Below are 23,667 nucleotides of genomic sequence, written 5' to 3'. Positions count from 1 at the left end.
GGGCCCCTTCGGCCGTCTCAGGGCTTCGAGGTGTACGTCCGGGCCGCCTCGGAGGCACCCGCCTCCTGTACGACCTTCATGCCGCCGGGCACGCCCTTGTCGGGCTGGAGGATCACGCTCTCCCGGGAGGAGGGGGCGGCGGCGTCCGTGAAGTTCTGGGCGGTGCCGAAGCCGATGTCGAAGGTGTTGATCGTCAGCAGCGCCTTGTCGACGCCTTCCCGGGTGAGGTCCTTGGCCGTGCACGCCTTCTTCAGGGCGTCACCGAAGGCCGACGCGGCGGTCCAGCCGGCCACGATGCCGTTGTCGAGGGTGTCCTTGGGGTAGGCCGCCCGGTAGTCGGCGACGAGCTTCTTCGCCTGCGGGGTGTCGGCGCCGATCGGGAGCGAGGGCGAGGCGACGTAGTAGTTCTTCGTCAGGGCCGGGCCCGCCTCGGTGGCCAGCAGCTGGGGGGCGAAGGCGGAGTTGTTGCCGATGACCGGGACGTCGAAGCCGCTCGCCGCCGCGACGCCGACGAGCGAGGCCGCCTGGCGCGGGCCGGCGCTGACGACGATCGCCTTGACGCCGGCCCGTTTGAGGGCGGCGACCTGGGCGGTCATGTCGTTGTCGGTCGGCTTGATCTTCTGCTCGACGACGGCCAGCCCGGCCTTCCGCGCGAGGTACCGGGAGCCGGCGAGGGCGCTCTCGCCGTAGTCCCCCTCGAAGTAGACGTGCCCGATCCGGTCGCCCTTCTTCAGCCCCTTCTTCTTGATCAGGAAGTCGACCGCGTTGATCGTCTCAATGTCGTAGGTGGATCCGATGACTCGTATGTACGGGCTGCCCAGGAGCGTCGATGACCAGGCCTGCGGCAGGACGAGGTCCTTGTCCTGGCCGTCGATGCGTTTCTTGACGGCGGCGACGAACGGCGAGCCGATGAACTGGACGAAGCCCAGCACCTCCGGCTCCAGCTCGGTGTAGCCGGAGACGGCCTTCTGCGGGTCGTAGCCATGGTCGCGGACGGTGAGCGCCACCTTGTAGCCGCAGACGCCGCCCGCGGCGTTGAGCTGCTTCACGTACAGCCGCTGGGCCTGGGTGACGCTCTTGCCGAGGGTCGCGTAGACGCCGGTCACGTCGGTCAGCGCGCCCAGGGTGATCGTTCTCCCCGAGATGCCCCGGCCGGTCTTCACCCCGTCCGCGGCCGTTCTGGTGCCGCTGTCGTCCTTGGCCTTGGAGCTGCACCCGGACAGCACGAGCAGTGCCGCGAGGGCACCCGCGGCGGTCCTGGTCCCGTACCGCGTGATCTTCGTGGACGCCGTGGTCATGGTTTCTCCCCTGGATCGGTTTCGACGCGGTGCCGGGCGGCCACGCCGACCAGGCCGCCGGGCAGGAACAGCACCACCAGTACGACGGCGGCGCCGTAGAGGTAGCGAGCTGCCTCCTCCGGTGCGAGGCCGCCCGTGCCGGGGTCGGAGACCAGGGGCAGCGCGTCGCTGTAGCGGGTGAGCAGCTGGGGCAGCAGGGAGACGAAGACGGCGCCGGCCACCGCGCCGGAGACCGAGCCGAGTCCGCCGATGACGATCATGGCGAGGTACTCCAGGGAGAGCGTGATGCCGAAGTAGTCCGGCACCGTCCGCTGGAAGACCAGCGCGAGCAGCACGCCCGCGAGACCGGCGTACATCGAGGACAGCACGAAGACGGCGGCGCGGTGGCGGGCGACGGGTACGCCGAGTACGCCGGCGGCGACGCGGTGGTCGCGGATGGCGTTCATCGCCCGGCCGGGACGGCCGCGCAGCACCCCGCGGGCGAAGAGGGCGGCCATCAGCAGTACGGCGAGTCCCGCGTACCAGAGCTTCTCGGTGGAGCCGAACGGCACGTCGGCGACGACGAGTTCACGGTCGTCGAAGGTGAGGCCGAACAGGCTCAGGGGCGGTACGTCACGGCCGTTGGCGCCACCGGTCAGGCCGTGCGCGTTGAACATCAGGTGCTGGCCGATGAAGACGAGGGCGAGGGTGGCGATGCCCAGGTAGGCGCCGCTGAGCCGGCCGGAGATGGGGCTGAACAGCCCGCCCGCGACGCCCGCGACGAGCACCGCGCAGCATGCCGCGAGCCAGGTCGGCAGGTGCAGGCCGGTCAGCCCGTCGCCGCCGTCCGCGGCGAACACGCAGTAGGCGTAGGCGCCGACGGCGAGGAAGAAGGCGTGGCCCATGGAGAGTTGACCGGTCGCGCCCGTGAGCAGGTTGATGCCGATCGCGCCGATCGCCGCGGCCATCGCGAAGAGCCCGGCCTCCAGCCAGAAGCGTTCGAGGTAGAACGGGAGGGCGAGCAGAAGCACCGCTCCGGCGGTCCCGGCGCAGAGGCGGAGTGAGAGCGGCGGGACGGAGCGCCGACGGGAACGCGGGGTCGCCGCCTCGCCGTTCCCGCTCCGCACGGCAGGCTCGCTTAGCACGGTCGGCTCGGGGAGCCCCAACTCAAGCCTGGTACTGGCCACTTCGGGTTCTGGTGCCTCCGTCGGCGGCACCGGCTCCCTCGGCGTGGCCGGTTTCTCAGACACGCGTCAGCTCCTTCGTGCCGAACAGGCCCGCGGGCCGGATGAGCAGGACCGCGACCATCACCAGATACGGGGCGACGTCACCGAGACCGCGCCCCAGGAACGCCAGATCGCTCTGGTAGCCGGTCGCCATCGACTCCGTGACGCCGACCAGCAGACCGCCCACCAGCGCCCCCGTCGTGGAGTCGAGGCCGCCGAGGATCGCCGCCGGGAACGCCTTGAGCGCGGCCAGCGAGGTGGCCTGCTCCAGGCCCGGGGTGGGGAAGACGCTGAGGAACAGCGCGGCCACGGCGGCGAGACCGCCCGCCACCGCCCAGGCCCCGAGCGCGACCCGCCCCAGCCGTACGCCCATCAGCGCGGCGGTCTCCGCGCTCTCGGCGGTCGCGCGCATCGCCACGCCCCAGGACGTGTACCGGAAGACGAGCAGGAAGACCGTGATGAGGAGCGCGGCGGCCCCGAACGCGGCGATCCGGGTGTGGGCCAGCGACACCGGCCCGGCCTTGAGGACGGCGTCGCCCCACGGGTCGCCCAGGGTGAGGACGTCGGTGCCGATACGGCGGGTCAGTTCGGTGGTGAGCAGGATGTCGACGCCGATGGTGACGATGGCCAGGACGCTCTGGTCGGCCCCCCGGCAGCGCCGTATCACCAGGAACTCCACGGCGGCACCGACCAGTGCGGCGCCCGCGATCCCGCCGAGCAGCGCGGGCCAGAAACCCACGTGGTCGTGGAGGACCGCGGTGAGGTAGCCGCCCGCGAGCAGCAGTGAGGCGTGGGCGAAGTTGACGACCTCGGTGGCCCGGTAGATGACCACGAAGCCGAGGGCGACGAGTGCGTAGACGGACCCCAACGAGACGCCGTTGAGGAGGACTTCGACGAAGGCGCTCATGAGCCGGCTCCCAGGTAGGCGCGTACGACGGCCGGGTCGTTCTGTACGTCGGCGGGGGCGCCGTCCGCGATCCGGCGCCCGAAGTCCAGTACGGTCACCGCGTCCGCGAGCCGCATCACCACCCCCATGTCGTGTTCCACCAGGAGGATCGAGATGCCGAGACCGTCCCGGACGCCCGCGATCACGGCCGCGGTCCGGCGCCGTTCGTCGGCGGTCATGCCCGCGACCGGCTCGTCCAGGAGCAGCAGGCGCGGCTCCATGCAGAGCGCGCGGGCGAGTTCGGCGAACTTGCGCTGTCCGTACGGGAGCGAGTCCGCCGGGCGGCCGAGACAGTCGGCGATGCCGACGAACTCCGCGATCTCCCGCACCCGTTCGCGGTGCAGCCGTTCCTCGCGGGCCGCCGACGGCAGACCAAGTCCCGCCGCCAGAAAGCCCGTTCGGGTCAGCCGGTGCCGGCCGAGCAGCAGACAGTCCTCGACCGGGGCGCGGGGCGGCAGCGCGAGGTTCTGGAAGATGCGCGCGACGCCGAGACCGGCGATACGGTGCGCGGGCAGACCCGTCAGTTCGTGGGCGCCGAACCGGACGCTGCCCGCGGCGGCCCGGCAGACCCCGGACAGGACGTTGAAACAGGTGGACTTGCCCGCGCCGTTGGGTCCGATGAGGGCGTGCACGGTACCGGGGCGGACGGTGAAGCCGACGTCGTCCAGGGCGGTGAGGCCGGCGAAGCGGACCGTCAGGTTGCGCACTTCGAGGCTGTCCACCGGGTTCACCCCCGCCACCGGGCCAGTGTCCGCCGTGCGCCGGCCGCCGGTTCGGCGTCCGCGTCCGCGATCGCGTCCTCGTCGGCCACGCCCAGATAGCGGCGGCGCACCTCGTCGGAGGCGGCGAGGTCGGCGGCCGGACCGGAGAGCGTGACCTCGCCGACCTCGAGGACGTAGGCACGGGTGGCGAGCCGCAGGGCGAGCGCGGCGTTCTGCTCGACGAGCAGGACCGAGGTGCCCTGCGCGCTGATCTCCCGCACGGTGTCGGCGATCCGCCCGGCCATCAGCGGTGCCAGGCCGAGGGAGGGTTCGTCGAGGAGCAGCACCCTCGGGGCCGCCATCAGCGCGCGGCCGACGGCGAGCATCTGCTGTTCTCCGCCGGAGAGGAGGCCGGCGCGCTGGGTGGCGCGTTCGGCGAGCACGGGGAACAGTTCGTGCACCCGGTCCCGGGCGGCGGCCCGGCCGGACCGGGGGGAGCCCAGGGCGCCGGCGCGGAGGTTGTCGGCGACCGTCATCCGCGCGAACACCCGCCTCCCTTCGGGTACTTGGCTGACTCCGGCGGCGACCACCCGGTCGGGCGCGAGGCCGTCCAGGCGGCGGCCGTCCAGGCTGACGCGGCCCCCGGTGACCGCGCCGCCGTGGAAGGACAGGGTCCGGCTGACGGCCCTGAGCAGGGTGGACTTGCCCGCGCCGTTGTTGCCGAGCACCGTCACCACCGTTCCCTCGGGGACCTCAAGGGACACGCCGCTCAGCGCCCGTACGGGTCCGTATCCGACCGACAGGTCGCGAACGACCAGTCCGGATCCGCCCATTGACTACCCCCTGTTGTCGGTGTGGCGCTCACCCCAGCACCGGCGCGGGCGCCCGTCCACGGCCCGCGGCGGAATCGCTGCGGGTGCCCAGCGGGGCGGGCCGGGCACTGTGCACGCGCACAACACCGCGTGTCAGGGGCCTGTGCGGGACCGCCCCGCGGTGGCATCCTCCGGCCATGGGAACGCGAAGGCCGCGGACCGGTCATGACTGGAAGCTGCTCGCGGAGTCCTGCACGGCTCTGCTGGAACGGCTGCCGCACCTGGTCGACGAGCATCTGCGGCAGCTCACCGAGTACTCCCCCGTCTACGGGCAGGTGCTCCCGCACGACCAGCAGTGGCGGGAGGCCCAGGAGGCGATGCGGATCGGCATCGAGACGCTCTCCGCGCCCCGGGACTCGCCGCGCCGCGACCTGGCGCACGCCGAGGACACGGGCAGGCGGCGGGCCCGGCAGGGGCTGCCGCTGGACCTCGTCGTGCACGCCTACCGCAACGCCGGCTACCTGCTGTGGGACGCGCTGGTGGACGGGGCGGCCGGCCAGGAGCCCGCGCGGCTCTCGGCGCTGATGCGCTCGACGACGATGGTGTGGTCGGCGGTGGACGCGCAGGCCCAGTCGGCGTCGGAGGCCTACCGGGCGACGGAGGCGGAACTGCGCCGGCGTACGGACGAGCAGTTGCAGGCCCTCCTCGACGCGCTTCTGGAGGGCCGGACCACCCCGGGGCTCGCGGCGCGGGCCGCCGCCGGTCTCGACCTGCCGGAGCACGGGCCGTACGCCGTGGTGGTGCTGCGGGCCGAGCGGCGCGAGCCTGCCGAACGGCCGGTGCGGGGGGCCGGGTTCCGGTTCATCTGGCGGATGCGGGCCGACGGCGAGGTGGGCGTGGTGGCGCTCACGCCCGGGCAGAACCTGGACGGCGTAGCGCGGCTGCTCGAAGGGCGGTGCGCGGGTCCGGGCGGCATCAGCCCGGTGGTCCCCGGCCTCGCCGAACTGGGACGGGCCCGGCGCCTCGCCGAACTGGCGCTGCGCACCTGCCCGCCGGACGCGCCCGCGGTCGTACGCCTGGACCAGCGGATGCCGACCGCGCTCGTGGTGAGCCAGCCGGAGCTCGCCGGCCGTCTGGTGGCGGACGTGTTCGGCGCGCTGCTGGAACTGGAGCCGGGCGACCGGGCGGTGCTCCTCGAAACCCTGGAGGCGTGGCTGGCCTGCGAGGGTTCGGCGGGGCGGGCCGCCGGACGGCTGTACTGCCATCGCAACACGGTCTTCAACCGGCTGCGGCGGCTGGAGCAGCTCACCTCCCGGTCGCTGGCCAGGCCGCGGGACCTGATCGAGCTGACGCTGGCGCTGGACGCGTACCGGCTGCCGGGAGCGCGGAGGTCCCCGGCGGGACGGCCGGACCCGAGCGGCCCGGAGCGGGACGGGCCCGGCAGACCGGAGCGGACCGGGTAGGAACGGACCTGACCGGAGCTGACCTGACCTGGCCGGACCGGGTCAGTCCAGGTCAGTTCAGGTCAGGTCAGGTCAGGTCCAGTTCGGTCCGGTCCGGTCCGGTCCCTCAGGTCCGGTCAGATGAGGCCGGTCAGATCAGGAAGTCGCGGGCGATCTGTTCGGCGGCCTGTTCCAGTAGGGGTCCCGCCTCCGCGAGGCACTTGGCGAGGTCCGGCTCGATGGCGGTGAGGGGGTACACCCGGCGGATGCCGGCCCGGCCGATCGCCTCGGGCAGCAGCGCGAGACGGCCGCAGACCGCGACGACCTCCTTGCCCTCCGCGCGGGCCGCCGCGGCGACACCCGCCGGGGCCTTGCCGTGCAGGGTCTGCTCGTCGAGCGACCCCTCGCCGGTGATCACCAGCGAGGCCCACTCCAGCGCGGGCGCGAACCCGAGCACGTCGAGCATGACCTCGATACCGGGACGGAAGCCGGCGCCGAGGAGCAGCGCGCCGTAGCCGAGGCCACCCGCGGCGCCCGCCCCCGGCGCGGCCGCGCACGCGGCGGCCCGGGCGCCGAGCGACACCTCCAGAACCTTCACATAGTGGGCCAGCGCCGCGTCCAGGGTCTCGACGTCGTCCGGGGAGGCGCCCTTCTGCGGGCCGTAGACCGCCGGGGCGCCCTTGGGGCCGGTCAGCGGGTTGTCCACGTCGCCGGCGAGCACCAGTTCCACGGAGGCCAGCCGCTCGTCGAGTCCGGAGAGGTCGGCCGACGCCAGTTCGGCGAGTCCGCCGCCGCCCGGGGGCACCGGTTCGCCCTCCGCGTCCAGGAACCGGGCGCCGAGCGCGGAGAGCATGCCGGCGCCGCCGTCCGTGGTGGCGCTGCCGCCGACCCCGAACACGATGGTGCGGGCCCCCGCGTCCAGCGCGGCCCGGAGCAGCTCGCCGGAGCCGTACGTGGACGCGGTGAGCGGGGCGAAGACGCCCTTGGGGAGCCGTCCCAGCCCGCTCGCCTCCGCCATCTCCACGACCGCGGTGTCGCCGCGCAGCGCGAAGGCGGCGGTGACCTCGTGCCCGAGGGGGCCGGCGACCGCCAGTTCCCGGCGCTCGAACCCGGCGGCCACGGCCGCGTCCACGGTCCCGTCGCCGCCGTCGGCCACGGGCAGCGCCCGCACGTCGAGATCGGGCACGCTCCGGCGCAGGCCCGCCGTCACCCGCTCCGCGACCTCTACGGCCGTCAGCGACCCCTTGAACTTGTCCGCGGCGATGAGCACGCGCGTTCCGCGCCCGTTCCGTGCAGCGTCCGTCACTTGCCACTCCCCTTGCTCTCCGGGCCCTCGCGCATCAGGGCCGGTCACGCCGCTGCGACCTTAACCGGAGGACGCCCCCGCCGTCATGCGCCGACCGAACGCCGGGACGAACCGCGACCACCCCGCACCGCCACCACGCCCCTGTCCCCCGGGACTCCGCGGCCGGACCGGCCCCACGCCGGACGCGGGGCTGGACGCGGGCTTGCACCCCGACCTGGGGAACGAGCCACTGGTTAGGCTTCCCCGATGACCACCACTGCGGACTTCGCCACCTACATCGCGGGCCTCCCCCGCATCATCGCCGGCGCCGCCGCCCTCTTCCGCGACGGCGAGGGACGGATCCTGCTCGTCGAGCCCAACTACCGTGAGGGGTGGGCGCTTCCGGGCGGCACCATCGAGTCGGACGAGGGCGAGACCCCGCGCCAGGGCGCCCGCCGCGAGACGGCGGAGGAGATCGGCCTCGACCTCGAACCGGGCCGCCTCCTCGCCGTCGACTGGGTCCCCGGCACGGCCCGCCCGCCGCTGGTGGCCTACCTCTACGACGGCGGGGTCCTCGACGCCGACACCCTCGCCTCGATCCGCCTCCAGGAGGAGGAGCTGCTCTCCTGGAAACTCGTCCGGCGCGACGATCTCACCGCCCACCTGCCGGGCGCCCTGGGCCGCCGCGTGCTGGCCGCCCTCGAAGTCCTCGACACGGACTCCGGCACGGCGGAGCTGGAGAACGGCCACCGGGTCGGCTGACCAGTCGCGTCCCCGGCCTCACAGGGCGGTACACCTAGAACAGCGCCGCTCCGCTCTCGAAGTCGAGCAGGCGCTGTTTGCGTTCCAGGCCGCCGCCGTAACCGGTGAGGCTGCCGCCCGCCCCGACGACGCGGTGGCAGGGGACGACGATGCCGATCGGGTTCCGGCCGTTGGCGAGGCCGACCGCGCGGGAGGCCCCCGGGCTGCCGAGGGCGTCGGCGAGAGCGCCGTAGGAGCGGGTCTCGCCGTAGGGGATGCGGCGGAGCTGGTCCCAGACCGTGCGCTGGAACGGGGTGCCGTGCAGCCGCACTTCGAAGGTGAACTCCTTCAACTCCCCGTCGAAGTATGCCTGTAGCTGTTCGACGACTTCGGGGAACGGGGTGTGGTCCCGGTCGCCGAAGCTCTCCTCGGGCGGCCGGTGACGCTGGTCGGTCATGTAGAGGCCGCACAGGACGCCTTCGTCGGCGACGAGGGTCAGGAGGCCGTACGGGCTGTCCGTCAGGGTGTGGGTCCTGGTCCGCATGGTGCCGGATCTCCTTGTGCGGGGAGGTAGTTGATGGGGTGGTTGTCGGTCGCCCACAGGTACTGGACCGCGTACGCCCGCCAGGGACGCCAGGCCGCCGCGCGGGCGGTGAGGGCGGACGGGGTCGACGGCAGGCCCAACTCCCGTGCGGCGCGGCGGACGCCGAGGTCGGTGGGGAGGAAGGCGTCGGGGTCGCCCAGGGCGCGCATCGCGATGACGTCGACCGTCCAGGGGCCGAAGCCGGGGAGCGCCAGGAGCCGCGAGCGGGTCCGGGCCCAGTCGCTGTCCACTCCCAAGTGGAGTATGCCGTTGGCGAGTTGGGAGACGAGCGTGGTGAAGGTCGCGCGGCGGGTGCGGGGCATCGCGAGGGAGCCGGGATCGACCGCCGCGAGCGCCCCGGGGGACGGGAAGAGGTGGGTGAGGCCGCCCTCGGGGTCGTCGACCGGGTCGCCGTGCGCGGTGACCAGGCGGGCCGCGTGGGTGCGGGCCGCCGCCGTGGAGACCTGCTGGCCCAGCACCGCCCGTACCGCGAACTCCGCCGCGTCGACCGTGCCCGGGACGCGGCGGCCCGGCGCCTTGTCCACCAGGGGCGCCAACTCCGGGTCGGCGCGCAGCTGTTCGTCGACCGCGACCGGGTCGGCGTCCAGGTCGAGCAGGCGGCGGCAGCGGCTGCCGGCGACGGTCAGATCGCGCAGGTCGCTGAGGGTGAGGCGGCACGCGATGTGGTCGGGCCGGGGGGTGAGCGCCACGATGCCGTGGCCATAAGGCAGCCGCAGGGTCCTGCGGTACGCGCCGTCCCGCCACTCCTCGACGCCGGGTACCGCGGTCGCGGCCAGGTGGCCGAAGAGGTTGTCGGGGTTGAGGGGCGCGCGGAAGGGGAGACGGAGCGTGAGGGTGCCGGGGGTGAGCGCGGCCGTCCTCGGTCCGCGGTCGCGGAGTTCGCTCGGGGACAGGGCGAAGACCTCGCGCACGGTGTCGTTGAAGGCGCGGATCGAGGAGAAGCCGGCGGCGAAGGCGAGCTCCGTCATGGGCAGCGCGGTCGTCTCGATCAACAGCCGTGCGGTCTGGGCGCGTTGGGCGCGGGCCAGGGCGAGCGGGCCCGCGCCCAGTTCGGCCAGGAGCTGGCGTTCGATCTGGCGGGTGCTGTAGCCGAGGCGGGCGGCCAGGCCGGTGACTCCCTCGCGGTCGACCGTGCCGTCACCGATCAGGCGCATCGCGCGCGCCACCAGGTCGGCGCGCTGGTTCCACTCCGGGGAGCCGGGGCTGGTGTCGGGGCGGCACCGCTTGCAGGCCCGGAAGCCGGCCTGCTGGCAGGCGGCGGCGCTCGGGTAGAACGTCATGTTCTCCGCCTTGGGCGGCACGACCGGGCAGCTGGGCCGGCAGTAGATGCGGGTGGTCAGGACGGCGGTGAAGAACCAGCCGTCGAACCGCGCGTCCTTGGAGCGGACGGCGCGTACACAGCGCTCGGTGTCGGTGTGCATCCCGTTCTGCATGTCTCCAGCATCGGGCACCCGCCGGCCCGTGGCTGGCGGGAATCCGACATCAGCCTCGCGTGGCCTGGCGTGGGCGGGATCACCGCGCGGCCACTCGCCCTCCGCCCGGCGGACCGGCGGCGGGTTTCCGACGGCGGGACACCGGCGGCCGAAATCCCGCTCCCGGGGCGCCGATTCACCTCACGGCACGGTTACAACTCGATCAACCCCTGGTTGCGGGGCGGTGAGCGGTCCACGATGGAGACATGACTTTGGCCGAGCGAGCCATGCGGCAACTGGAAGTATGGCCCGACCTGTTGACGAGCCTGGCCAGTTGCGGCAGGGGACGGGCGCTGCGCTCCGTCCACAGTGAGATCGCGCACTTCCACTCCGACCGCGATGTGGATCTGCATCTCACCCTGCGGACCATCCAGCGGATCCAGGACGATCTCCGGGAGTCGACGGCGCTCCGGTTGATCCCCGGTTCCCGCTGGGTGACCGTGCACCTCGACTGCGACACCGACGTGGACCTGCTGATGAGCCTGGTCAGTGTGGCCCTCCAGGCGCACCAGACCGGACCCCCGCCCGAGGGCCCGGCCATCACCACCTGCAACTACAACCGGGTGGTACTGGTGCCGCGCGACTGCGCCTGAAACCCCGGAACCCCGGGACGCTAGAACGCGTCAAGGCTGTCCGGCGTGTCCGCGGCGTAGTCCTCGCCGGCCTCCAGCAGGTTGGCCGCCGCGCCGACGACGCGGGGGTCGGGGCTGCCGACGACCTCCTCGTCCTTGTCGGCGTAGTCGAAGCGGGCCAGCACGCTGCGCATCGCCTCGACCCGGGCCCGCTTCTTGTCGTTGCTCTTCACCACCGTCCAGGGGGCCTGTTCGGTGTCCGTCTCGCGGAACATGGCGACCTTGGCGGCCGTGTAGTCGTCCCAGCGTTCCAGCGACGCCAGGTCCATCGGGCTGAGCTTCCACTGCCGTACGGGATCCACCTGGCGGATCGTGAAACGCGTGCGCTGTTCACTCTGCGAGACGGAGAACCAGAACTTGATCAGGTCCACCCCGTCGTCGACGAGCATCCGTTCGAAGAGCGGGGCCTGCCGCATGAAGCGCCGGTACTCGTCGTCCGAGCAGAAGCCCATGACCCGCTCCACACCGGCCCGGTTGTACCAGGACCGGTCGAAGAGCACGATCTCGCCCGCAGTGGGCAGATGCTCGACGTACCGCTGGAAGTACCACTGCCCCTGCTCGCGTTCGGTCGGCTTCACCAGCGCGACCGTCCGGGCACCGCGCGGGTTGAGGTGCTCGGTGAAGCGCTTGATCGTGCCGCCCTTGCCGGCCGCGTCCCTGCCCTCGAAGAGGATGACGAGCCGGCGGCCGGTCTCCTTGACCCAGCTCTGGAGCTTCAGCAGCTCTATCTGCTGGAGCCGCTTGTGCCACTCGTACTCCTTGCGCTCCATGCGCTCTTCGTAGGGGTAGTTCTCCCGCCAGGTGTCCACCGGGGTGCCGTCCGGCCGGATCAGCACCGGGTCGTCCTGGTCGGTGTAGTCGACCCGCAGTCCGCTCAGCAGTTCCGTCATCCCGGTCTCCTCTCAAAGGGGTGCTACGCCTTCCCGTACCCGGGCACTCAGTGGAACTGCGGCACGATCAGATAAATGCCGTACGCCACGACCGCCGCGCAGGCGAGGAAGCACAGCCCCGCCTGGGCGACTCCGAGGACGTGGGAGCCGCCGTCCTGTTCGCGGACGGTCTCGGTCCGGGCGAGGCCGAGCACGCCCAGCGCGAAGACGACGACCACGCCGACTGTCGCTCCGACACTCACCGCGAAGACCTCGCCGAGGGCGTTCCAGTCCACACTCATCGTTCAACTCCCTTGTCTCAGGCGGCCGTACGGACGGGGGCGGGCCCGGTGGTGCGGACCGTGACCTCGTGGGTCTCGTTGACGTTGTCCGCGCGCACCGGGTTGCGCCGGGAGGCGAGGACGATGAAGAGGGCGGCGGCGACCACGGCGATCAGCGCGGTGCCGAGGTTTCCGCCGTGCTTGACGACGGTCGCGGAGAGACCACCGACCAGCCCGGCGGCCGGCAGGGTGACCAGCCACGCGAGGGCCATGCGGCCGGCCGTGCCCCAGCGCACCTCGGCCAGCCGGCGGCCGAGACCCGCGCCCAGGATGCCGCCGGAGCACACCTGCGTGGTGGAGAGCGCGAAGCCCAGGTGCGCGGAGGTCAGGATCACGGTGGTGGCGGCGGCCTCGGCGGCGAAGCCCTGCGGGGACTGGATGTCGGTGAGCCCCCTGCCCATCGTGCGGATGATGCGCCAGCCGCCGATGTAGGTGCCCAGGCCGATGGCGAGTCCGGCGGAGGCGATCACCCAGACCGGCGGGCCGGCGTCGTGGCCGAGGGCGCCGGCGGAGATCAGGGTCAGGGTGATCACGCCCATCGTCTTCTGGGCGTCGTTCGTGCCGTGCGCGAGGGAGACGAGCGAGGCGGAGGCGATCTGGCCGAGCCGGAAGCCCTTGGTGACCGAGTCCTTGCGGCCCCGGGCGGTGATCCGGTAGGCGAGGTAGGTGGCGAGCAGGGCGGCGATTCCGGCCACGACCGGCGAGGCGACCGCGGGGATCAGGATCTTCTCGACGACTTTGTCGACGTGCACGCCGTGGGAGCCGGCGCCCACCCAGACGGCGCCGACCAGGCCGCCGAAGAGCGTGTGCGAGGAACTGGACGGCAGGCCGAGCAGCCAGGTGAGCAGGTTCCAGAGGATCGCCCCGACCAGTCCCGCGAAGATCATCCCCGGGGTGACCAGGGTGTCGTCGACGATGCCGCCGGAGATCGTCTTGGCGACCTCGGTGGAGAGGAAGGCGCCGCCGATGTTCAGGGCCCCGCTGATGAGGACCGCCGTTCTGGGCTTCAGCGCGCCGGTCGCGATGGAGGTCGCCATCGCGTTGGCGGTGTCGTGGAATCCGTTGGTGAAGTCGAAGGCCAAGGCCGTGACGATGACGACCGCCACGAGGAACGTGATGTGGTCCATCGTTCGATGGAACCAACCGAAGGCGTACATTCGGCCACGCCCAGGCCACATCCGGGCATGGCGCGGTCAACGCGGGAGTGACCGGCTCCGCTTCCGGCGGGTACACGGCCCTGCCCCGCACGTTCTTCTTCCCCGGTGCGACCTTTCCCCTTCTTGTGGCATGCTCCGGTCAAATCTGCCAAGCTTCCCCCGCGATCACGCAATCGCTGCGCGTACCCCACGCGGTCGCCCGCCGGCGCACCCAGGCCGGCCGGGCGTCCACCGAGCAGGCCGGGATCCCGGCCGCCGCAGAAGGAGTTCCGTGTGAGATCGACCCCCCACAAGGGCCTGGCCGCCGGCTTGTTCGCCGTCGCCGCGCTGGCCGCCGTCTCGCTCCCCGCCCTCCCGGCCGCCGCCGCGCCCACCGCGGCGCCGGTCGCCGCCGCCTGCACCCCGGCGCAGGTGGTCGCCAACGGCGGCTTCGAGAGCGGCACTTCGTCCTGGACGCAGTCCTCGACCAGTGTCATCACCAGCCGCACCGGGCAGAGCGCCCACGGCGGCGCCAGCTTCGCCTGGCTCGACGGTGTCGGCAGCACGCACACCGACACGCTCTCCCAGAGCGTCACCGTCCCCTCCGGGTGCAGCAGCGCCACCCTGACGTTCTGGCTGCACATCGACACCGCCGAGACGACCTCGTCCACCGCGTACGACAAGCTCACGGCGAAGATCGGCAGTACGACGCTGGCGACGTACTCGAACCTGAACAAGGCCACCGGTTACGTCCAGAAGTCCTTCGACGTGTCGGCGTTCGCGGGCCAGACCGTGGCCCTCGCCTTCACCGGCGTGGAGGACTCCAGCCTCCAGACGAGCTTCGTCCTCGACGACATCGCCCTCGACACCTCCGGCGACACGACCCCGCCGGCCGACTCCACCCGTACACCGGCCGCGCCGTCGTACACCGTCAGCCTGACCAGCAACACCAGCGGCACCAGCTGGACCGGGCACGAGAGCACGACCTTCACCAACGCGTCGGCCACCCCGCTCACCGAGGTGTACCTGCGGCTGTGGGACAACTACCACGGCACCTGCTCCGCGCCGCCGATCACGGTCACCAACGTCACCGGCGGCACTGCGGGCGCCCTCTCGGTCGCCTGCACGGCCCTCCAGATCGCGCTGCCGACCCCGCTCGCACAGGGTCAATCGACCACGATCGGCTTCGACTTGGGGATCACGGTCCCGAGTGGCGCCGACCGGTTCGGCTACGACGGCGCGTTCAGCATGATCGGCAACGCGCTGCCGGTCCTCGCGGTCAAGGACGGCTCGGGCTGGCACCTCGACCCGTACACCAACAACGGCGAGTCCTTCTACTCCCTGGCCGCCGACTTCAAGGTGACCCTCGACCACCCGACGAGCCTGCTGGTCCCCGCCACCGGCACCTCGGTCGACGCCTCCGGAACCAGCGGGCGCACGGTGACCACCGCCACCGCCTCCAAGGTCCGCGACTTCGCCTGGGCGGCGGGCCCGTTCAGCAAGATCTCGGGTACGTCGACGGCCGGCACCCCGATCAACATCTACTCGGTCTCGGGCATCAGCTCCTCCAACGCCCAGTCCATGCTCACGACCGCGAAGAGCGCCGTGGACGCCCACGCCGGCCGCTTCGGCGCCTACCCCTACGGCGAGTTGGACGCCGTGATCGACAACAACTTCTGGTTCGGCGGCATGGAGTACCCGGGATTCGTCCTCGACCTGGTCAGCACCACTGCGCTCACCCACGAGATCGGGCACCAGTGGTTCTACGGGATCGTCGGCGACGACGAGTACAACAGCCCCTGGCTGGACGAGGCGTTCACCGACTACGCCACCGACCTCGCACAGGGACTCACCGGCACCAACTGCTGGAACAGCACCTCCTGGGCCTCCTCGGCGGAGAACATCACCAACTCGATGGCCTACTGGGACGCCCACTCCTCCCGCTACTCCACCGTCGTCTACGGCTACGGCAAGTGCGCCCTGCACGATCTGCGCCGCGTCCTCGGTGACACCGCGATGGCCAAACTCCTGAAGGACTACGCCACTTCGCACTGGTACGGCGTCTCGACCACGGCCGAGTTCAAGGCCGCGGCGCAGGCCGCGACGAGCACGGACCTCACCTCGTTCTGGACCACGCACCGCATCGTCGGCTGATCACACTGATCACAGGGGAGTTGGCCGCGTCAGCCGAGCCACGCGGCGAACGCCCCGTACGCCCGCTCGTCGAAGAGGACGAAGGTGACCTCCTCGACCGCGGTCTGCGCGGCCCGTACCGTCTCGACGGCGATACGGGCCGCGTCGTCCAGCGGCCAGCCGTAGATGCCGGCGGAGACGGCGGGGAACGCGACCGTGCGGGCGCCGAGTTCGTCCGCCACCCGGAGCGACTCGCGGTAGCAGGAGGCGAGCAGGGCCGAGCGGTCCTCCTCGCCCGAGTGGACCGGGCCGACCGTGTGGATCACCCAGCGGGCGTCCAGCTCCCCGGCCGTGGTGGCGACCGCCCGGCCGGTGGCGAGACCCTTGCCGTACCGGGAGGCGCGCAGCCGCCGGCAGTCGGCGAGGATCGCGGGGCCGCCCGCCCGGTGGATCGCGCCGTCCACGCCCCCACCGCCCAGCAGCGAGGAGTTGGCCGCGTTGACGATCGCGTCGGCCCGCTGCCGGGTGATGTCGCCCCGGACCAGGGTGATCGTCGTCATGACTGCCTCAGCCTCCGCCAGACGGCCTTCGCCGCGTTGTGTCCCGACATGCCGTGCACGCCGGGGCCCGGCGGGGTCGCCGAGGAACAGATGAACACCGCCGGGTGCGGGGTGCCGTACGGGGACAGGGAGAGCCTCGGGCGGAGCAGGAGCTGGAGCCCCGACGTCGCGCCGGAGGCGATGTCGCCGCCTACGTAGTTGGCGTTGCGAGCGGCGAGTCCGGGCGGCCCCGCGACGGCGCGGGCGAGGACCCGGTCGCGGAACCCCGGTGCGAAGCGCTCCAGTTGGCGCTCCATGGTGTCCGTGAGGTCGCCGGTCCAGCCGTTCGGCACATGGCCGTACGCCCAGAAGACCTGCTTCCCGGCCGGGGCCCGGGTGGGGTCGGCGACACCGGGCTGGACGGTGATCAGGAACGGCGGGTCGGGGGCCCGGCCCTCCCGGGCCACCGCGCGCAGGGCGGCGCCGATCTCCCCGCTGTCCGCGCCGATCTGCACGGTGCCGGCACGGCGCGCCTCCTCCGCCGTCCACGGCACCGGGCCGTCCAGGGCGTAGTCGACCTTGAAGACGCCGGGCCCGTAGCGGTAGCCCTCGTAGTAGCGGCCGAAGCCGGCGATCCTGGCGAGAGCGGTGGGCGAGGTGTCGAAGACGTAGGCGCGGGCCGGGGGCAGGTCGTCGAGGCGCTTGACCTCGTAGCCGGTGTGGACGACGCCGCCCAGGTCCGTCAGGTAGGCGGTCAGCGCGTCGGAGATCGCCTGGGAGCCGCCGCGAGCCACCGGCCACCCCCGCGCGTGCGCCGCCAGCGCGAAGACCAGGCCGACCGCCCCGGTGGCGAACCCGCCGAGCGGGGCCATCACATGGGCCACCAGACCTGCGAACAGGGTCTTCGCGCGCTCGTCGTGGAAGCGGCGGGTCAGCCAGGTCGAGGGGGGCAGGCCGGCGAGGCCGAAGCGGGCGAGCGTCACCGGGTCGCGCGGCAGCGCGGTCAGCGGCAGGGACATGAAGTCCCGGACGAGGGTGTCCCATCGGGGCAGGAAGGGCTCGACCAGCCTGCGGTACGTGCCCGCGTCACGCGGCCCGAAGGAGGCGGCCGTCTCCGCGACCGACCGCGACAGGACCGCGGCCGTGCCGTCGAGGAACGGGTGGGCCATGGGGAGTTCGGCGTGCAGCCACTCCAGGCCGTAGCGCTCCAGTGGCAGGGCGCGGAAGGCGGGTGAGCTGACGCCGAGCGGGTGCGCCGCCGAGCAGGGGTCGTGCCGGAAGCCGGGGAGGGTCAGCTCCTCGGTGCGGGCACCCCCTCCCACGGTGTCGCGCGCCTCGAAGACGGCCACGGAGAAGCCCCGGCGGGCCAGCTCCACGGCAGCCGTCAGTCCGTTCGGCCCCGCACCCACTACGACCGCATCGAGCATCGACGGCACCTCCGGACCCCTTCGTCAGCCGATGGCCACTGGGGGCCAGGATATGCCGCCGCACCGACAGCTCCTGGGCAGGTTCAAGCTAGGACGCGCGGAGGAGGTCGACCACGCGCCGGGCCGTCGTCGCGTCCCGGGCCGTGGTGAACGGCAGGGAGTTGCCGCCCGCTATCCGGAACGGCTCGCCGGTGAGCGTGCGGTGGACGCCGCCCGCCTCCTCGACGAGGAGCAGGCCCGCCGCGTGGTCCCAGGCGGCCTCCCAGGAGAAGGCCGTCGCGTCCAACTCGCCCCGGGCGACGGCCAGATACTCAAGTCCCGCCGAACCGCACGGCCGGGTCCGCACCCCGTCGGCCCACAGGCCGAGCAGGGCGCGCTTCTGCGCGTCCGTCGTGTAGTCCGGGTGGGAGGTGGCGACCTCCAGGTCCCGGCCGGGCTCCGGGGCGCCGGAGCGCAGCGGCACGCCGTCGAGGAGGGCGCCGCCGCCCCGGACGGCCGTCGCCATCAGGCCCAGGGCGGGCGCGTAGCTCCAGGAGGCGAGGACGACGCCGTGCCGGGCGAGCGCGACGAGGGTGCAGAAGGCAGGGTCCCCGTGCACGAACTGCCGTGTCCCGTCGACCGGGTCGACGATCCAGACCGGGGCGTCACCCTGGAGGGCCTCGTACGTCTCGGGGTCGGCGTGCACCGCCTCCTCGCCGACCACGACGGAGCCGGTCAGGAGGCCGCCGAGCACCTCGGTGAGATACCGCTCGGCGTTGCGGTCGGCGTCCGTGACGAGGTCGTGCGGTCCGGTCTTCTGGTCGACCTCGTGCGCGGCGAGCTTGCGGAACCGGGGCATGATCTCGGCGGCGGCCGCCGTGCGGACCGCCTCCTCCACGTCGGCCGAGCTGTGTACGAGAAACTCTTCGATGGTTTCGGTGTCTCCGATCATGCCCCCATGAGAGCACGGACCACTGACAATTCCCCCCGGCCCGGTGCCCAACGGGCGGAATCGGCATGAACACCCGGCGCCGGGTTCAACGTCCGACGGCGTACCCCTGCATGCCCCGCGGGTTCGCGGCGGCCGACAGGATCCCGGTGTGCGGATCGCGGGCGACCGCGCAGAGCCGCCCCTCGGACCAGGCGTCGCCGACGGTCACGTCGTGGCCGCGCCGGCGCAGCTCCGCCACGGTCCCGGGGTCGGTGCGGGACTCCACGGTCACGCTGCCGGGCCGGGTGCCGCGCGGGTAGAAGGAGCTGGGGAAGCCGTCGGTGTGCCAGTTGGGGGCGTCGATCGCGCCTTGGAGGTCGAGTCCGCCGCGCGCCCGGGACCGCAGGGCGACCGCCAGGAAGAAGTGGAGCTGCCACTGGTCCTGCTGGTCGCCGCCGGGCGTGCCGAACGCCAGGACGGGCACCCCGTCGCGCAGCGCGACCGTCGGGCTGAGCGTGGTGCGCGGACGGCGGCCCGGGGCAAGGGAGTTGGGCAGCCCTTCCTCCAGCCAGGCCATCTGGAGCCGGGTGCCGAGGGGAAAGCCGAGTCCGGGCACGACCGGGTTGGACTGGAGCCAGCCGCCGCTGGGCGTGGCCGCGATCATGTTTCCCCAGCGGTCGACGACGTCGAGGTGGCAGGTGTCGCCCCGGGTGGTGCCGTCGGCGGCGACGGCCGGCCCGCCGGGAAGGCTCACCACGGTCGGCTCGCCCGCACCGGGGGCGCGGGCGGCGAACGTGTCGACGGCGTCCACGCGCGCGTGCCGGGGCAGTCGTGGGCTCCGGCCGGCCGGAGCGCCGGGCCGCAGCTCGTGGCGGGCCCGGTCGCCGACGAGTGCGCGGCGCGCCGCGTTGTACCGGGGGGACAGCAGGTCGTCGAGGGGTACGGCGGCGCCGGGCGCGTCGCCGTACCAGGCCTCCCGGTCGGCCATGGCGAGCTTGCAGCCCTCGATCAGCAGGTGCAGGTGGTCGGCGGTGCCGGGTGCCGGCAGCTCGGGCGGGAGCAGGGCCAGCTGCTGGAGGAGGACCGGGCCCTGGCTCCACGGGCCGGCCTTGCACAGGGTCCAGCCCCGCCAGTCGTACGTCACCGGAGTCTCGTAGGACGCGGACCAGCCGGCGAGGTCGGCGGCCGTGAGCGTGCCGGTGTGGTGAGCGCCGCTGGTGTCCAGGGTGGGGCGCCGCGCCTGCCGTAGGAGGGCCTCGGCGACGAAGCCGGAGCGCCACACCTCGCGGGCCGCCTCGATCTGGGTGACCCGCTCGCCCGCGCCGGACACCTCGGCGAGCAGCCGTCGCCAGGTGGCGGCCAGCGCGGAGTTGCGGAACAGCTCGCCGGTCCGGGGCGCCCTGCCGTCCGGGAGGTACACGTCCGCCGACGAGGTCCACTCCGTCTCGAACAGCTCCCGGACCGTCTCCACGGTCGCGCCGACGCCCTCCACGGGCGCATGCCCGTCCTCCGCGTATCCGACGGCGTACTTCAGGACGTCGGCGAGCGGCTTGGTGCCGTGGTCGCGCAGGAGCAGCATCCAGGCGTCGAAGGCGCCGGGTACGGCGGCGGCGAGGGGGCCCGTGCCGGGGACGAGGTCGAGGCCGAGTCCCCGGTAGTGCGCGACGGTGGCCCCGGCCGGTGCGACGCCCTGTCCGCACAGCACCCGTACCTCGCCGCCGGCGGGGGCGAGCAGGATCGGCACCTCGCCCGCGGGCCCGTTGAGGTGCGGTTCGACGACGTGCAGGACGAAGGCGCCGGCGACGGCTGCGTCGTAGGCGTTGCCGCCGTCCTCCAGGACGGCCATCGCCGACTGCGAGGCGAGCCAGTGGGTGGAGGACACCATGCCGAAGGTGCCCTGGAGGGTGGGGCGGGTGGTGAACATGGGGGCTCTCACCTCGCTGGTTCGGCGCATCGGCCAGGGTGGCGGACGCGCGGGACGGGTCCGGGAGGGGACCGAGGAAGACCGCGAAGTCGGTCCGTGCGGTCCCCGCCGTTTCACGCCGTTTCCCGCGCAGGCTATCGACCTCGGCCCGGCCCCGGAGCCGGGACGCGAGGGGCGACCAGGCCCGACTCGCGGGCGGATACGACGAGTTGGGCCCGGTCGCGGGCGCCCAGCGGGTTCGTGGCGCTCTCCTCGCTTCCCGAACTCCTGGCGCCCGCCCGCCGGGGCGTTGACACGCGAGTCGTTGATCGCCGGGGTCGGCGCCAGGACCGGCAGGGAACTGGCGGCCCTCGGGGTGTCGCTCGCCAACAGGTGCCCGTTCCTCGTCGACGCGCACACCGGGTTGCTGCACGCCACCGGTGATCACGCTCTCGCCGAACGGCCGGCGCGCGGCGGGAGACCCGTGGAGGAGGAGCACGCACGTGTGCCGGCATGGGGGCGCGCGACCCGTGTCCCGGGGGCGCCTCGGGAGCCGTTTCCGTTCCCGGCGGGGCAGGCGCCGGCCTGTCCGGGCACCGTTCTCGCCTTCCCCTTCGTCAACCGGATCGCGTCGGCCCTGCTGGCGGAGCGGCTGTTGCCGGGCGCATCGGGAGCGCGCCGGCCGTGCGCGGTGCGGACCGGCCGCCGCGGGTGCCGGGCCGGGCACCGGGCCGGAGAGGCGGCCCGCGAGCTGTGTCACCGCACAGGTACGGAGCGAGTTCACCCTTCCGCCTCACAGGCAGTCATGTGAGACTGGCGTCCCGTCCGCAGTGCGGACTCCCTCCGCACCATCCCCCACGAGAAGTGCGCCTTGCGTTCTCTTCCTCTGCCGCTCGCCCTCACCGCGCGGCTGTCGCCGGTCGTCGTGCTCGCCGCGATGGGCTGGGCCCTGACCTCGGGGCCGTTCGCCGCCACGTCGACCACCGAGCACAAAGCGACGCCCACGACGGGGTCCGGTGCCCAGGCGGACCCAACGCCGTCCGCCAGCGCGGTCACCAAGACCTACGGCGCCTCCCCCGCGCCCTGCGGGAGCGTGACGACGGCGACAGTCAAGTCCCTTGTCCCGGGGGCGAAGACGGACGGCAAGGAGATCCCGTCGACGGACGAGAAGGTGCGCCGTACCTGCTCGTGGAACGCGCTCAAGGGGTTCGACTACCGCTGGCTCGACGTGTCCTTCGAGATCTCCGCCTCCGACCAGGTGGCACAGAAGTCGTACACGGAGACCATCAGCAAGAAGACCGGCGGCGGCGCGGTCCCCGGGCTCGGCGACTCGGCGTACTCGGTGGTGAACCTCACCACGCAGGACAAGCAGCAGACCCGGGAGGGCGTGGTGGTGGTCCGCGCGTCCAACGCGCTGGTGGTCGTGACCTACAACGGCAGCGACTTCGAGACGAAGAAGGCGCCGAGCACGGACGAGATCAACAAGGGCGCGATCAAGGCGGCCAAGGAGGCGGTGACCGCGCTGGAGGGCGGCAAGGCCGCCTGACCGCCCTCCAGTTGAGCCGGTGGTGCTACGCCTCGACGGGCGCCGCCGCCTGCTCCGCCGCCTGCTCCGGCGTCTGTGTCCCGCGGGTCAGCAGGGTCAGGACGACGTAGAGCGCCATCGAGGTGCCCAGGCCCACGGCCCAGCCGTAGTCGGCGAGTGCGGACAGCGCCGGGACGGGCCGGCCGTCGAGCAGCGGGTGGAAGTCGGCGCCTCCGACTGCGAGGACGCCGCCGGCCAGGAAGGCGACGACGGCCCGCCAGTTCCAGCCGCCGTCGTACCAGTAACGGCCGCCCGCCCGGTACAGGTCGGTGAGGTCGAGCTTGCCGCGGCGCAGGATCCAGTAGTCGGCGATGAGGATGCCGGCGACCGTGCCGAGCAGACCGCCGACCAGGCCGAGCCAGGTGAAGATGTAGCCCTGCGGGTCGGAGTACAGCTTCCAGGGGCAGATCAGCACGGCCAGGACGCTGGTGACGAGGGCGCCGGTGCGGAAACTGATCCGGCGGGGCGCGATGTTGGAGAAGTCGAAGGCGGGCGAGACGAGGTTGGCCGCGATGTTCACGGAGAGGGTCGCGACCAGCACGGTCACCAGCGCGTAGAGCAGACCGACCGTGCTGTCCGTCTTCGCCGCGAGCTGGACGGGGTCCCAGATCGCCGTGCCGTAGACCGCCTGCGAACCGGAGGTGACCAGCACCGACAGGAACGCGAACAACGTCATGGTGGTGGGCAGACCGAGGGCCTGTCCCCAGGTCTGGGCCTTCTGGCTTCTGCCGTAGCGGGTGAAGTCGGGGATGTTCAGGGAGAGGGTCGACCAGAAGCCGATCATGCCCATGAGCGAGGGCCAGAACAGTTTCCAGAAGCCGCCGCCCCAGCCCAGCTTGGACGGCTGGTCGAAGAGCGGCCCGAATCCGCCGGCCTTGCCGCTCATCCACCACAGCATCACGAACGCGCCGACGAGCACGAAGGGCGCCGCCCAGTTCTCGAAGCGGCGGATCGTCTCCATGCCCCGGTAGATGATCGCGACCTGGAGCGCCCAGAAGAGTGCGAAGGAGAGCCACATCGTCCAGGCGTACGCCCCGATGTGCGAGGCGTTGGCCCAGCTGTCGCCGATCAGCTTGCCGGCGAGGAAGTAGATCGCCTCACCGCCGATCCAGGTCTGGATGCCGAACCAGCCGCACGCCACCAACGCCCGTACGACAGCGGGCAGGTTGGCGCCGCGCACCCCGAAGGAGGCGCGGGCGAAGACCGGGAAGGGGATGCCGTACTTCGGTCCCGCGTGCCCGGTGAGCAGCATGGGCACCAGCACGATCAGGTTGGCCAGGGCGATGGTGAACACCGCCTGCTTCCAGTCCATGCCGACGGCGATCAGCCCGGAGGCGAGGGTCCAGGAGGCGGTGTTGTGGGCCATGCCGACCCAGAGCGCGGAGAAGTTGTACGTGGTCCAGGTGCGCTTCTCGACGGGGACCGGGAGGAGGTCGTCGTTGGCGTACGGTCCGCTCGGCGGCGGGGATCCGGGGGCGATCTCCACCCGGCCGTCGGCGAGGGTGACTTGGGCGGTGGGCGGTATGGCCGGTGGTGTGGTGTCGGTCATGGGCAGGCCAATCGGATGAGGCGGGACGGGAGAGGCCGTGCGGGCGGTCGGGGGGTACGCGCGTGGGGAGCGCCCCGGGCCCCCTTCCCGGGTCGGCGGAGCGGCGGGACCCGAGGGGAAGGGGGAGATCAACGGGG

Annotated in this window: 21 protein-coding genes and 1 pseudogene; 6 read left to right on the top strand and 16 right to left on the bottom strand. The window is 72.7% G+C overall.

Features of this window, described 5'->3' with window-relative positions:
- Positions 1-17: 17 nt before the first annotated feature.
- The 5 genes from ABZT12_RS16660 to ABZT12_RS16640 all read right to left on the bottom strand — a co-directional run bounded on the left by ABZT12_RS16660 (position 18) and on the right by ABZT12_RS16640 (position 4,983).
- Positions 18-1,298, bottom strand: a complete 1,281-nt coding sequence (locus tag ABZT12_RS16660) for an ABC transporter substrate-binding protein (RefSeq protein WP_356383958.1) — start codon at positions 1,296-1,298, stop codon at positions 18-20.
- Complete coding sequence (locus ABZT12_RS16655; protein WP_356384130.1) at positions 1,295-2,443, bottom strand: branched-chain amino acid ABC transporter permease; 1,149 nt, start codon at positions 2,441-2,443, stop codon at positions 1,295-1,297. Before ABZT12_RS16655 ends, ABZT12_RS16660 begins: the two co-directional genes overlap by 4 nt.
- A gap of 76 nt (positions 2,444-2,519) precedes the next feature.
- On the bottom strand, positions 2,520-3,410 hold the full coding sequence (locus ABZT12_RS16650; RefSeq protein WP_356383955.1) for a branched-chain amino acid ABC transporter permease: 891 nt from the start codon (positions 3,408-3,410) through the stop codon (positions 2,520-2,522).
- A complete protein-coding gene (locus ABZT12_RS16645; protein WP_356383952.1) occupies positions 3,407-4,171 on the bottom strand; it encodes an ABC transporter ATP-binding protein in 765 nt (254 codons plus the stop codon). Before ABZT12_RS16645 ends, ABZT12_RS16650 begins: the two co-directional genes overlap by 4 nt.
- Positions 4,172-4,176: 5 nt before the next feature.
- Complete coding sequence (locus ABZT12_RS16640; RefSeq protein ID WP_356383950.1) at positions 4,177-4,983, bottom strand: ABC transporter ATP-binding protein; 807 nt, start codon at positions 4,981-4,983, stop codon at positions 4,177-4,179.
- Positions 4,984-5,159: 176 nt separating this feature from the next.
- Here ABZT12_RS16640 and ABZT12_RS16635 point away from each other — a divergent pair, with 176 nt between their 5' ends.
- The gene (locus ABZT12_RS16635) at positions 5,160-6,425 is read left to right on the top strand and encodes a helix-turn-helix domain-containing protein (RefSeq protein ID WP_356383947.1); all 1,266 of its coding nucleotides are present in this window, start codon (positions 5,160-5,162) and stop codon (positions 6,423-6,425) included.
- A gap of 130 nt (positions 6,426-6,555) precedes the next feature.
- On the opposite strand, the gene ABZT12_RS16630 is transcribed toward ABZT12_RS16635, so the two are convergent.
- Positions 6,556-7,674 carry a glycerate kinase gene (locus ABZT12_RS16630; RefSeq protein WP_356383944.1) on the bottom strand — a complete coding sequence of 373 codons (1,119 nt, stop codon included), beginning with the start codon at positions 7,672-7,674 and terminating at the stop codon, positions 6,556-6,558.
- A 282-nt stretch (positions 7,675-7,956) separates the two neighbouring features.
- Here ABZT12_RS16630 and ABZT12_RS16625 point away from each other — a divergent pair, with 282 nt between their 5' ends.
- On the top strand, positions 7,957-8,451 hold the full coding sequence (locus tag ABZT12_RS16625; protein ID WP_356383941.1) for an NUDIX hydrolase: 495 nt from the start codon (positions 7,957-7,959) through the stop codon (positions 8,449-8,451).
- A 34-nt stretch (positions 8,452-8,485) separates the two neighbouring features.
- On the opposite strand, the gene ABZT12_RS16620 is transcribed toward ABZT12_RS16625, so the two are convergent.
- Together ABZT12_RS16620 and ABZT12_RS16615 are read right to left on the bottom strand one after the other, a co-directional pair.
- A complete protein-coding gene (locus ABZT12_RS16620; RefSeq protein ID WP_356383938.1) occupies positions 8,486-8,974 on the bottom strand; it encodes a methylated-DNA--[protein]-cysteine S-methyltransferase in 489 nt (162 codons plus the stop codon).
- On the bottom strand, positions 8,950-10,455 hold the full coding sequence (locus ABZT12_RS16615) for an AlkA N-terminal domain-containing protein (protein ID WP_356384127.1): 1,506 nt from the start codon (positions 10,453-10,455) through the stop codon (positions 8,950-8,952). The genes ABZT12_RS16620 and ABZT12_RS16615 overlap by 25 nt, the downstream gene beginning before the upstream one ends.
- Before the next feature lie 257 nt (positions 10,456-10,712).
- Here ABZT12_RS16615 and ABZT12_RS16610 point away from each other — a divergent pair, with 257 nt between their 5' ends.
- Positions 10,713-11,099 (top strand): luciferase family protein, encoded by a 387-nt coding sequence (locus ABZT12_RS16610; protein ID WP_356383935.1) that lies wholly within the window; start codon positions 10,713-10,715, stop codon positions 11,097-11,099.
- A gap of 20 nt (positions 11,100-11,119) precedes the next feature.
- Here ABZT12_RS16610 and ppk2 read toward each other — a convergent pair whose 3' ends face one another.
- Genes ppk2 through ABZT12_RS16595 form a run of 3 tightly spaced genes read right to left on the bottom strand, consistent with a single transcriptional unit; the run spans position 11,120 to position 13,475 of the window.
- Positions 11,120-12,028, bottom strand: a complete 909-nt coding sequence (ppk2, locus tag ABZT12_RS16605) for a polyphosphate kinase 2 (RefSeq protein WP_356383932.1) — start codon at positions 12,026-12,028, stop codon at positions 11,120-11,122.
- Positions 12,029-12,075: 47 nt separating this feature from the next.
- Positions 12,076-12,309 carry a hypothetical protein gene (locus tag ABZT12_RS16600; protein ID WP_356383929.1) on the bottom strand — a complete coding sequence of 78 codons (234 nt, stop codon included), beginning with the start codon at positions 12,307-12,309 and terminating at the stop codon, positions 12,076-12,078.
- 17 nt (positions 12,310-12,326) lie between these two features.
- On the bottom strand, positions 12,327-13,475 hold the full coding sequence (locus tag ABZT12_RS16595) for an inorganic phosphate transporter (RefSeq protein ID WP_356383926.1): 1,149 nt from the start codon (positions 13,473-13,475) through the stop codon (positions 12,327-12,329).
- A 303-nt stretch (positions 13,476-13,778) separates the two neighbouring features.
- Here ABZT12_RS16595 and ABZT12_RS16590 point away from each other — a divergent pair, with 303 nt between their 5' ends.
- Entirely contained in the window at positions 13,779-15,638 is a 1,860-nt protein-coding gene (locus tag ABZT12_RS16590; RefSeq protein ID WP_356383923.1) for a M1 family aminopeptidase, read from the top strand.
- A gap of 29 nt (positions 15,639-15,667) precedes the next feature.
- Here ABZT12_RS16590 and ABZT12_RS16585 read toward each other — a convergent pair whose 3' ends face one another.
- From ABZT12_RS16585 to ABZT12_RS16570, 4 genes are all read right to left on the bottom strand, one after another.
- The gene (locus ABZT12_RS16585) at positions 15,668-16,177 is read right to left on the bottom strand and encodes an O-acetyl-ADP-ribose deacetylase (RefSeq protein WP_356383920.1); all 510 of its coding nucleotides are present in this window, start codon (positions 16,175-16,177) and stop codon (positions 15,668-15,670) included.
- Positions 16,174-17,583 carry an NAD(P)/FAD-dependent oxidoreductase gene (locus ABZT12_RS16580; protein WP_356383917.1) on the bottom strand — a complete coding sequence of 470 codons (1,410 nt, stop codon included), beginning with the start codon at positions 17,581-17,583 and terminating at the stop codon, positions 16,174-16,176. Before ABZT12_RS16580 ends, ABZT12_RS16585 begins: the two co-directional genes overlap by 4 nt.
- Positions 17,584-17,671: 88 nt before the next feature.
- Entirely contained in the window at positions 17,672-18,514 is an 843-nt protein-coding gene (locus tag ABZT12_RS16575) for an inositol monophosphatase family protein (RefSeq protein ID WP_356383914.1), read from the bottom strand.
- Between the two features lie 85 nt (positions 18,515-18,599).
- The gene (locus tag ABZT12_RS16570) at positions 18,600-20,417 is read right to left on the bottom strand and encodes a gamma-glutamyltransferase (RefSeq protein WP_356383912.1); all 1,818 of its coding nucleotides are present in this window, start codon (positions 20,415-20,417) and stop codon (positions 18,600-18,602) included.
- Between the two features lie 237 nt (positions 20,418-20,654).
- Here ABZT12_RS16570 and ABZT12_RS16565 point away from each other — a divergent pair.
- Positions 20,655-21,096: pseudogene (locus ABZT12_RS16565) on the top strand (DNA-binding protein); the annotation flags it as partial.
- A gap of 171 nt (positions 21,097-21,267) precedes the next feature.
- On the top strand, positions 21,268-21,942 hold the full coding sequence (locus ABZT12_RS16560; RefSeq protein WP_356383909.1) for a hypothetical protein: 675 nt from the start codon (positions 21,268-21,270) through the stop codon (positions 21,940-21,942).
- A 25-nt stretch (positions 21,943-21,967) separates the two neighbouring features.
- On the opposite strand, the gene ABZT12_RS16555 is transcribed toward ABZT12_RS16560, so the two are convergent.
- On the bottom strand, positions 21,968-23,530 hold the full coding sequence (locus ABZT12_RS16555; RefSeq protein WP_356383906.1) for an NCS1 family nucleobase:cation symporter-1: 1,563 nt from the start codon (positions 23,528-23,530) through the stop codon (positions 21,968-21,970).
- Between the last annotated feature and the right edge of the window lie 137 nt (positions 23,531-23,667).

Source organism: Streptomyces sp. NPDC005423, assembly GCF_040606415.1.
Classification (GTDB): Bacteria; Actinomycetota; Actinomycetes; order Streptomycetales; family Streptomycetaceae; genus Streptomyces.
This window is presented reverse-complemented; position numbering and strand designations above follow the sequence as displayed.

What these genes read in the sequence shown, in the direction of transcription:
- ABZT12_RS16660 (WP_356383958.1), bottom strand. Translation starts at nt 1,298, where the DNA reads ATGACCACGGCGTCCACGAAGATCACGCGGTACGGGACCAGGACCGCC.
- ABZT12_RS16650 (WP_356383955.1), bottom strand. Translation starts at nt 3,410, where the DNA reads ATGAGCGCCTTCGTCGAAGTCCTCCTCAACGGCGTCTCGTTGGGGTCC.
- ABZT12_RS16640 (WP_356383950.1), bottom strand. Translation starts at nt 4,983, where the DNA reads ATGGGCGGATCCGGACTGGTCGTTCGCGACCTGTCGGTCGGATACGGA.
- ABZT12_RS16635 (WP_356383947.1), top strand. Translation starts at nt 5,160, where the DNA reads ATGGGAACGCGAAGGCCGCGGACCGGTCATGACTGGAAGCTGCTCGCG.
- ABZT12_RS16625 (WP_356383941.1), top strand. Translation starts at nt 7,957, where the DNA reads ATGACCACCACTGCGGACTTCGCCACCTACATCGCGGGCCTCCCCCGC.
- ABZT12_RS16620 (WP_356383938.1), bottom strand. Translation starts at nt 8,974, where the DNA reads ATGCGGACCAGGACCCACACCCTGACGGACAGCCCGTACGGCCTCCTG.
- ABZT12_RS16615 (WP_356384127.1), bottom strand. Translation starts at nt 10,455, where the DNA reads ATGCACACCGACACCGAGCGCTGTGTACGCGCCGTCCGCTCCAAGGAC.
- ABZT12_RS16610 (WP_356383935.1), top strand. Translation starts at nt 10,713, where the DNA reads ATGACTTTGGCCGAGCGAGCCATGCGGCAACTGGAAGTATGGCCCGAC.
- ppk2 (WP_356383932.1), bottom strand. Translation starts at nt 12,028, where the DNA reads ATGACGGAACTGCTGAGCGGACTGCGGGTCGACTACACCGACCAGGAC.
- ABZT12_RS16600 (WP_356383929.1), bottom strand. Translation starts at nt 12,309, where the DNA reads ATGAGTGTGGACTGGAACGCCCTCGGCGAGGTCTTCGCGGTGAGTGTC.
- ABZT12_RS16595 (WP_356383926.1), bottom strand. Translation starts at nt 13,475, where the DNA reads ATGGACCACATCACGTTCCTCGTGGCGGTCGTCATCGTCACGGCCTTG.
- ABZT12_RS16585 (WP_356383920.1), bottom strand. Translation starts at nt 16,177, where the DNA reads ATGACGACGATCACCCTGGTCCGGGGCGACATCACCCGGCAGCGGGCC.
- ABZT12_RS16580 (WP_356383917.1), bottom strand. Translation starts at nt 17,583, where the DNA reads ATGCTCGATGCGGTCGTAGTGGGTGCGGGGCCGAACGGACTGACGGCT.
- ABZT12_RS16575 (WP_356383914.1), bottom strand. Translation starts at nt 18,514, where the DNA reads ATGATCGGAGACACCGAAACCATCGAAGAGTTTCTCGTACACAGCTCG.
- ABZT12_RS16570 (WP_356383912.1), bottom strand. Translation starts at nt 20,417, where the DNA reads ATGTTCACCACCCGCCCCACCCTCCAGGGCACCTTCGGCATGGTGTCC.
- ABZT12_RS16555 (WP_356383906.1), bottom strand. Translation starts at nt 23,530, where the DNA reads ATGACCGACACCACACCACCGGCCATACCGCCCACCGCCCAAGTCACC.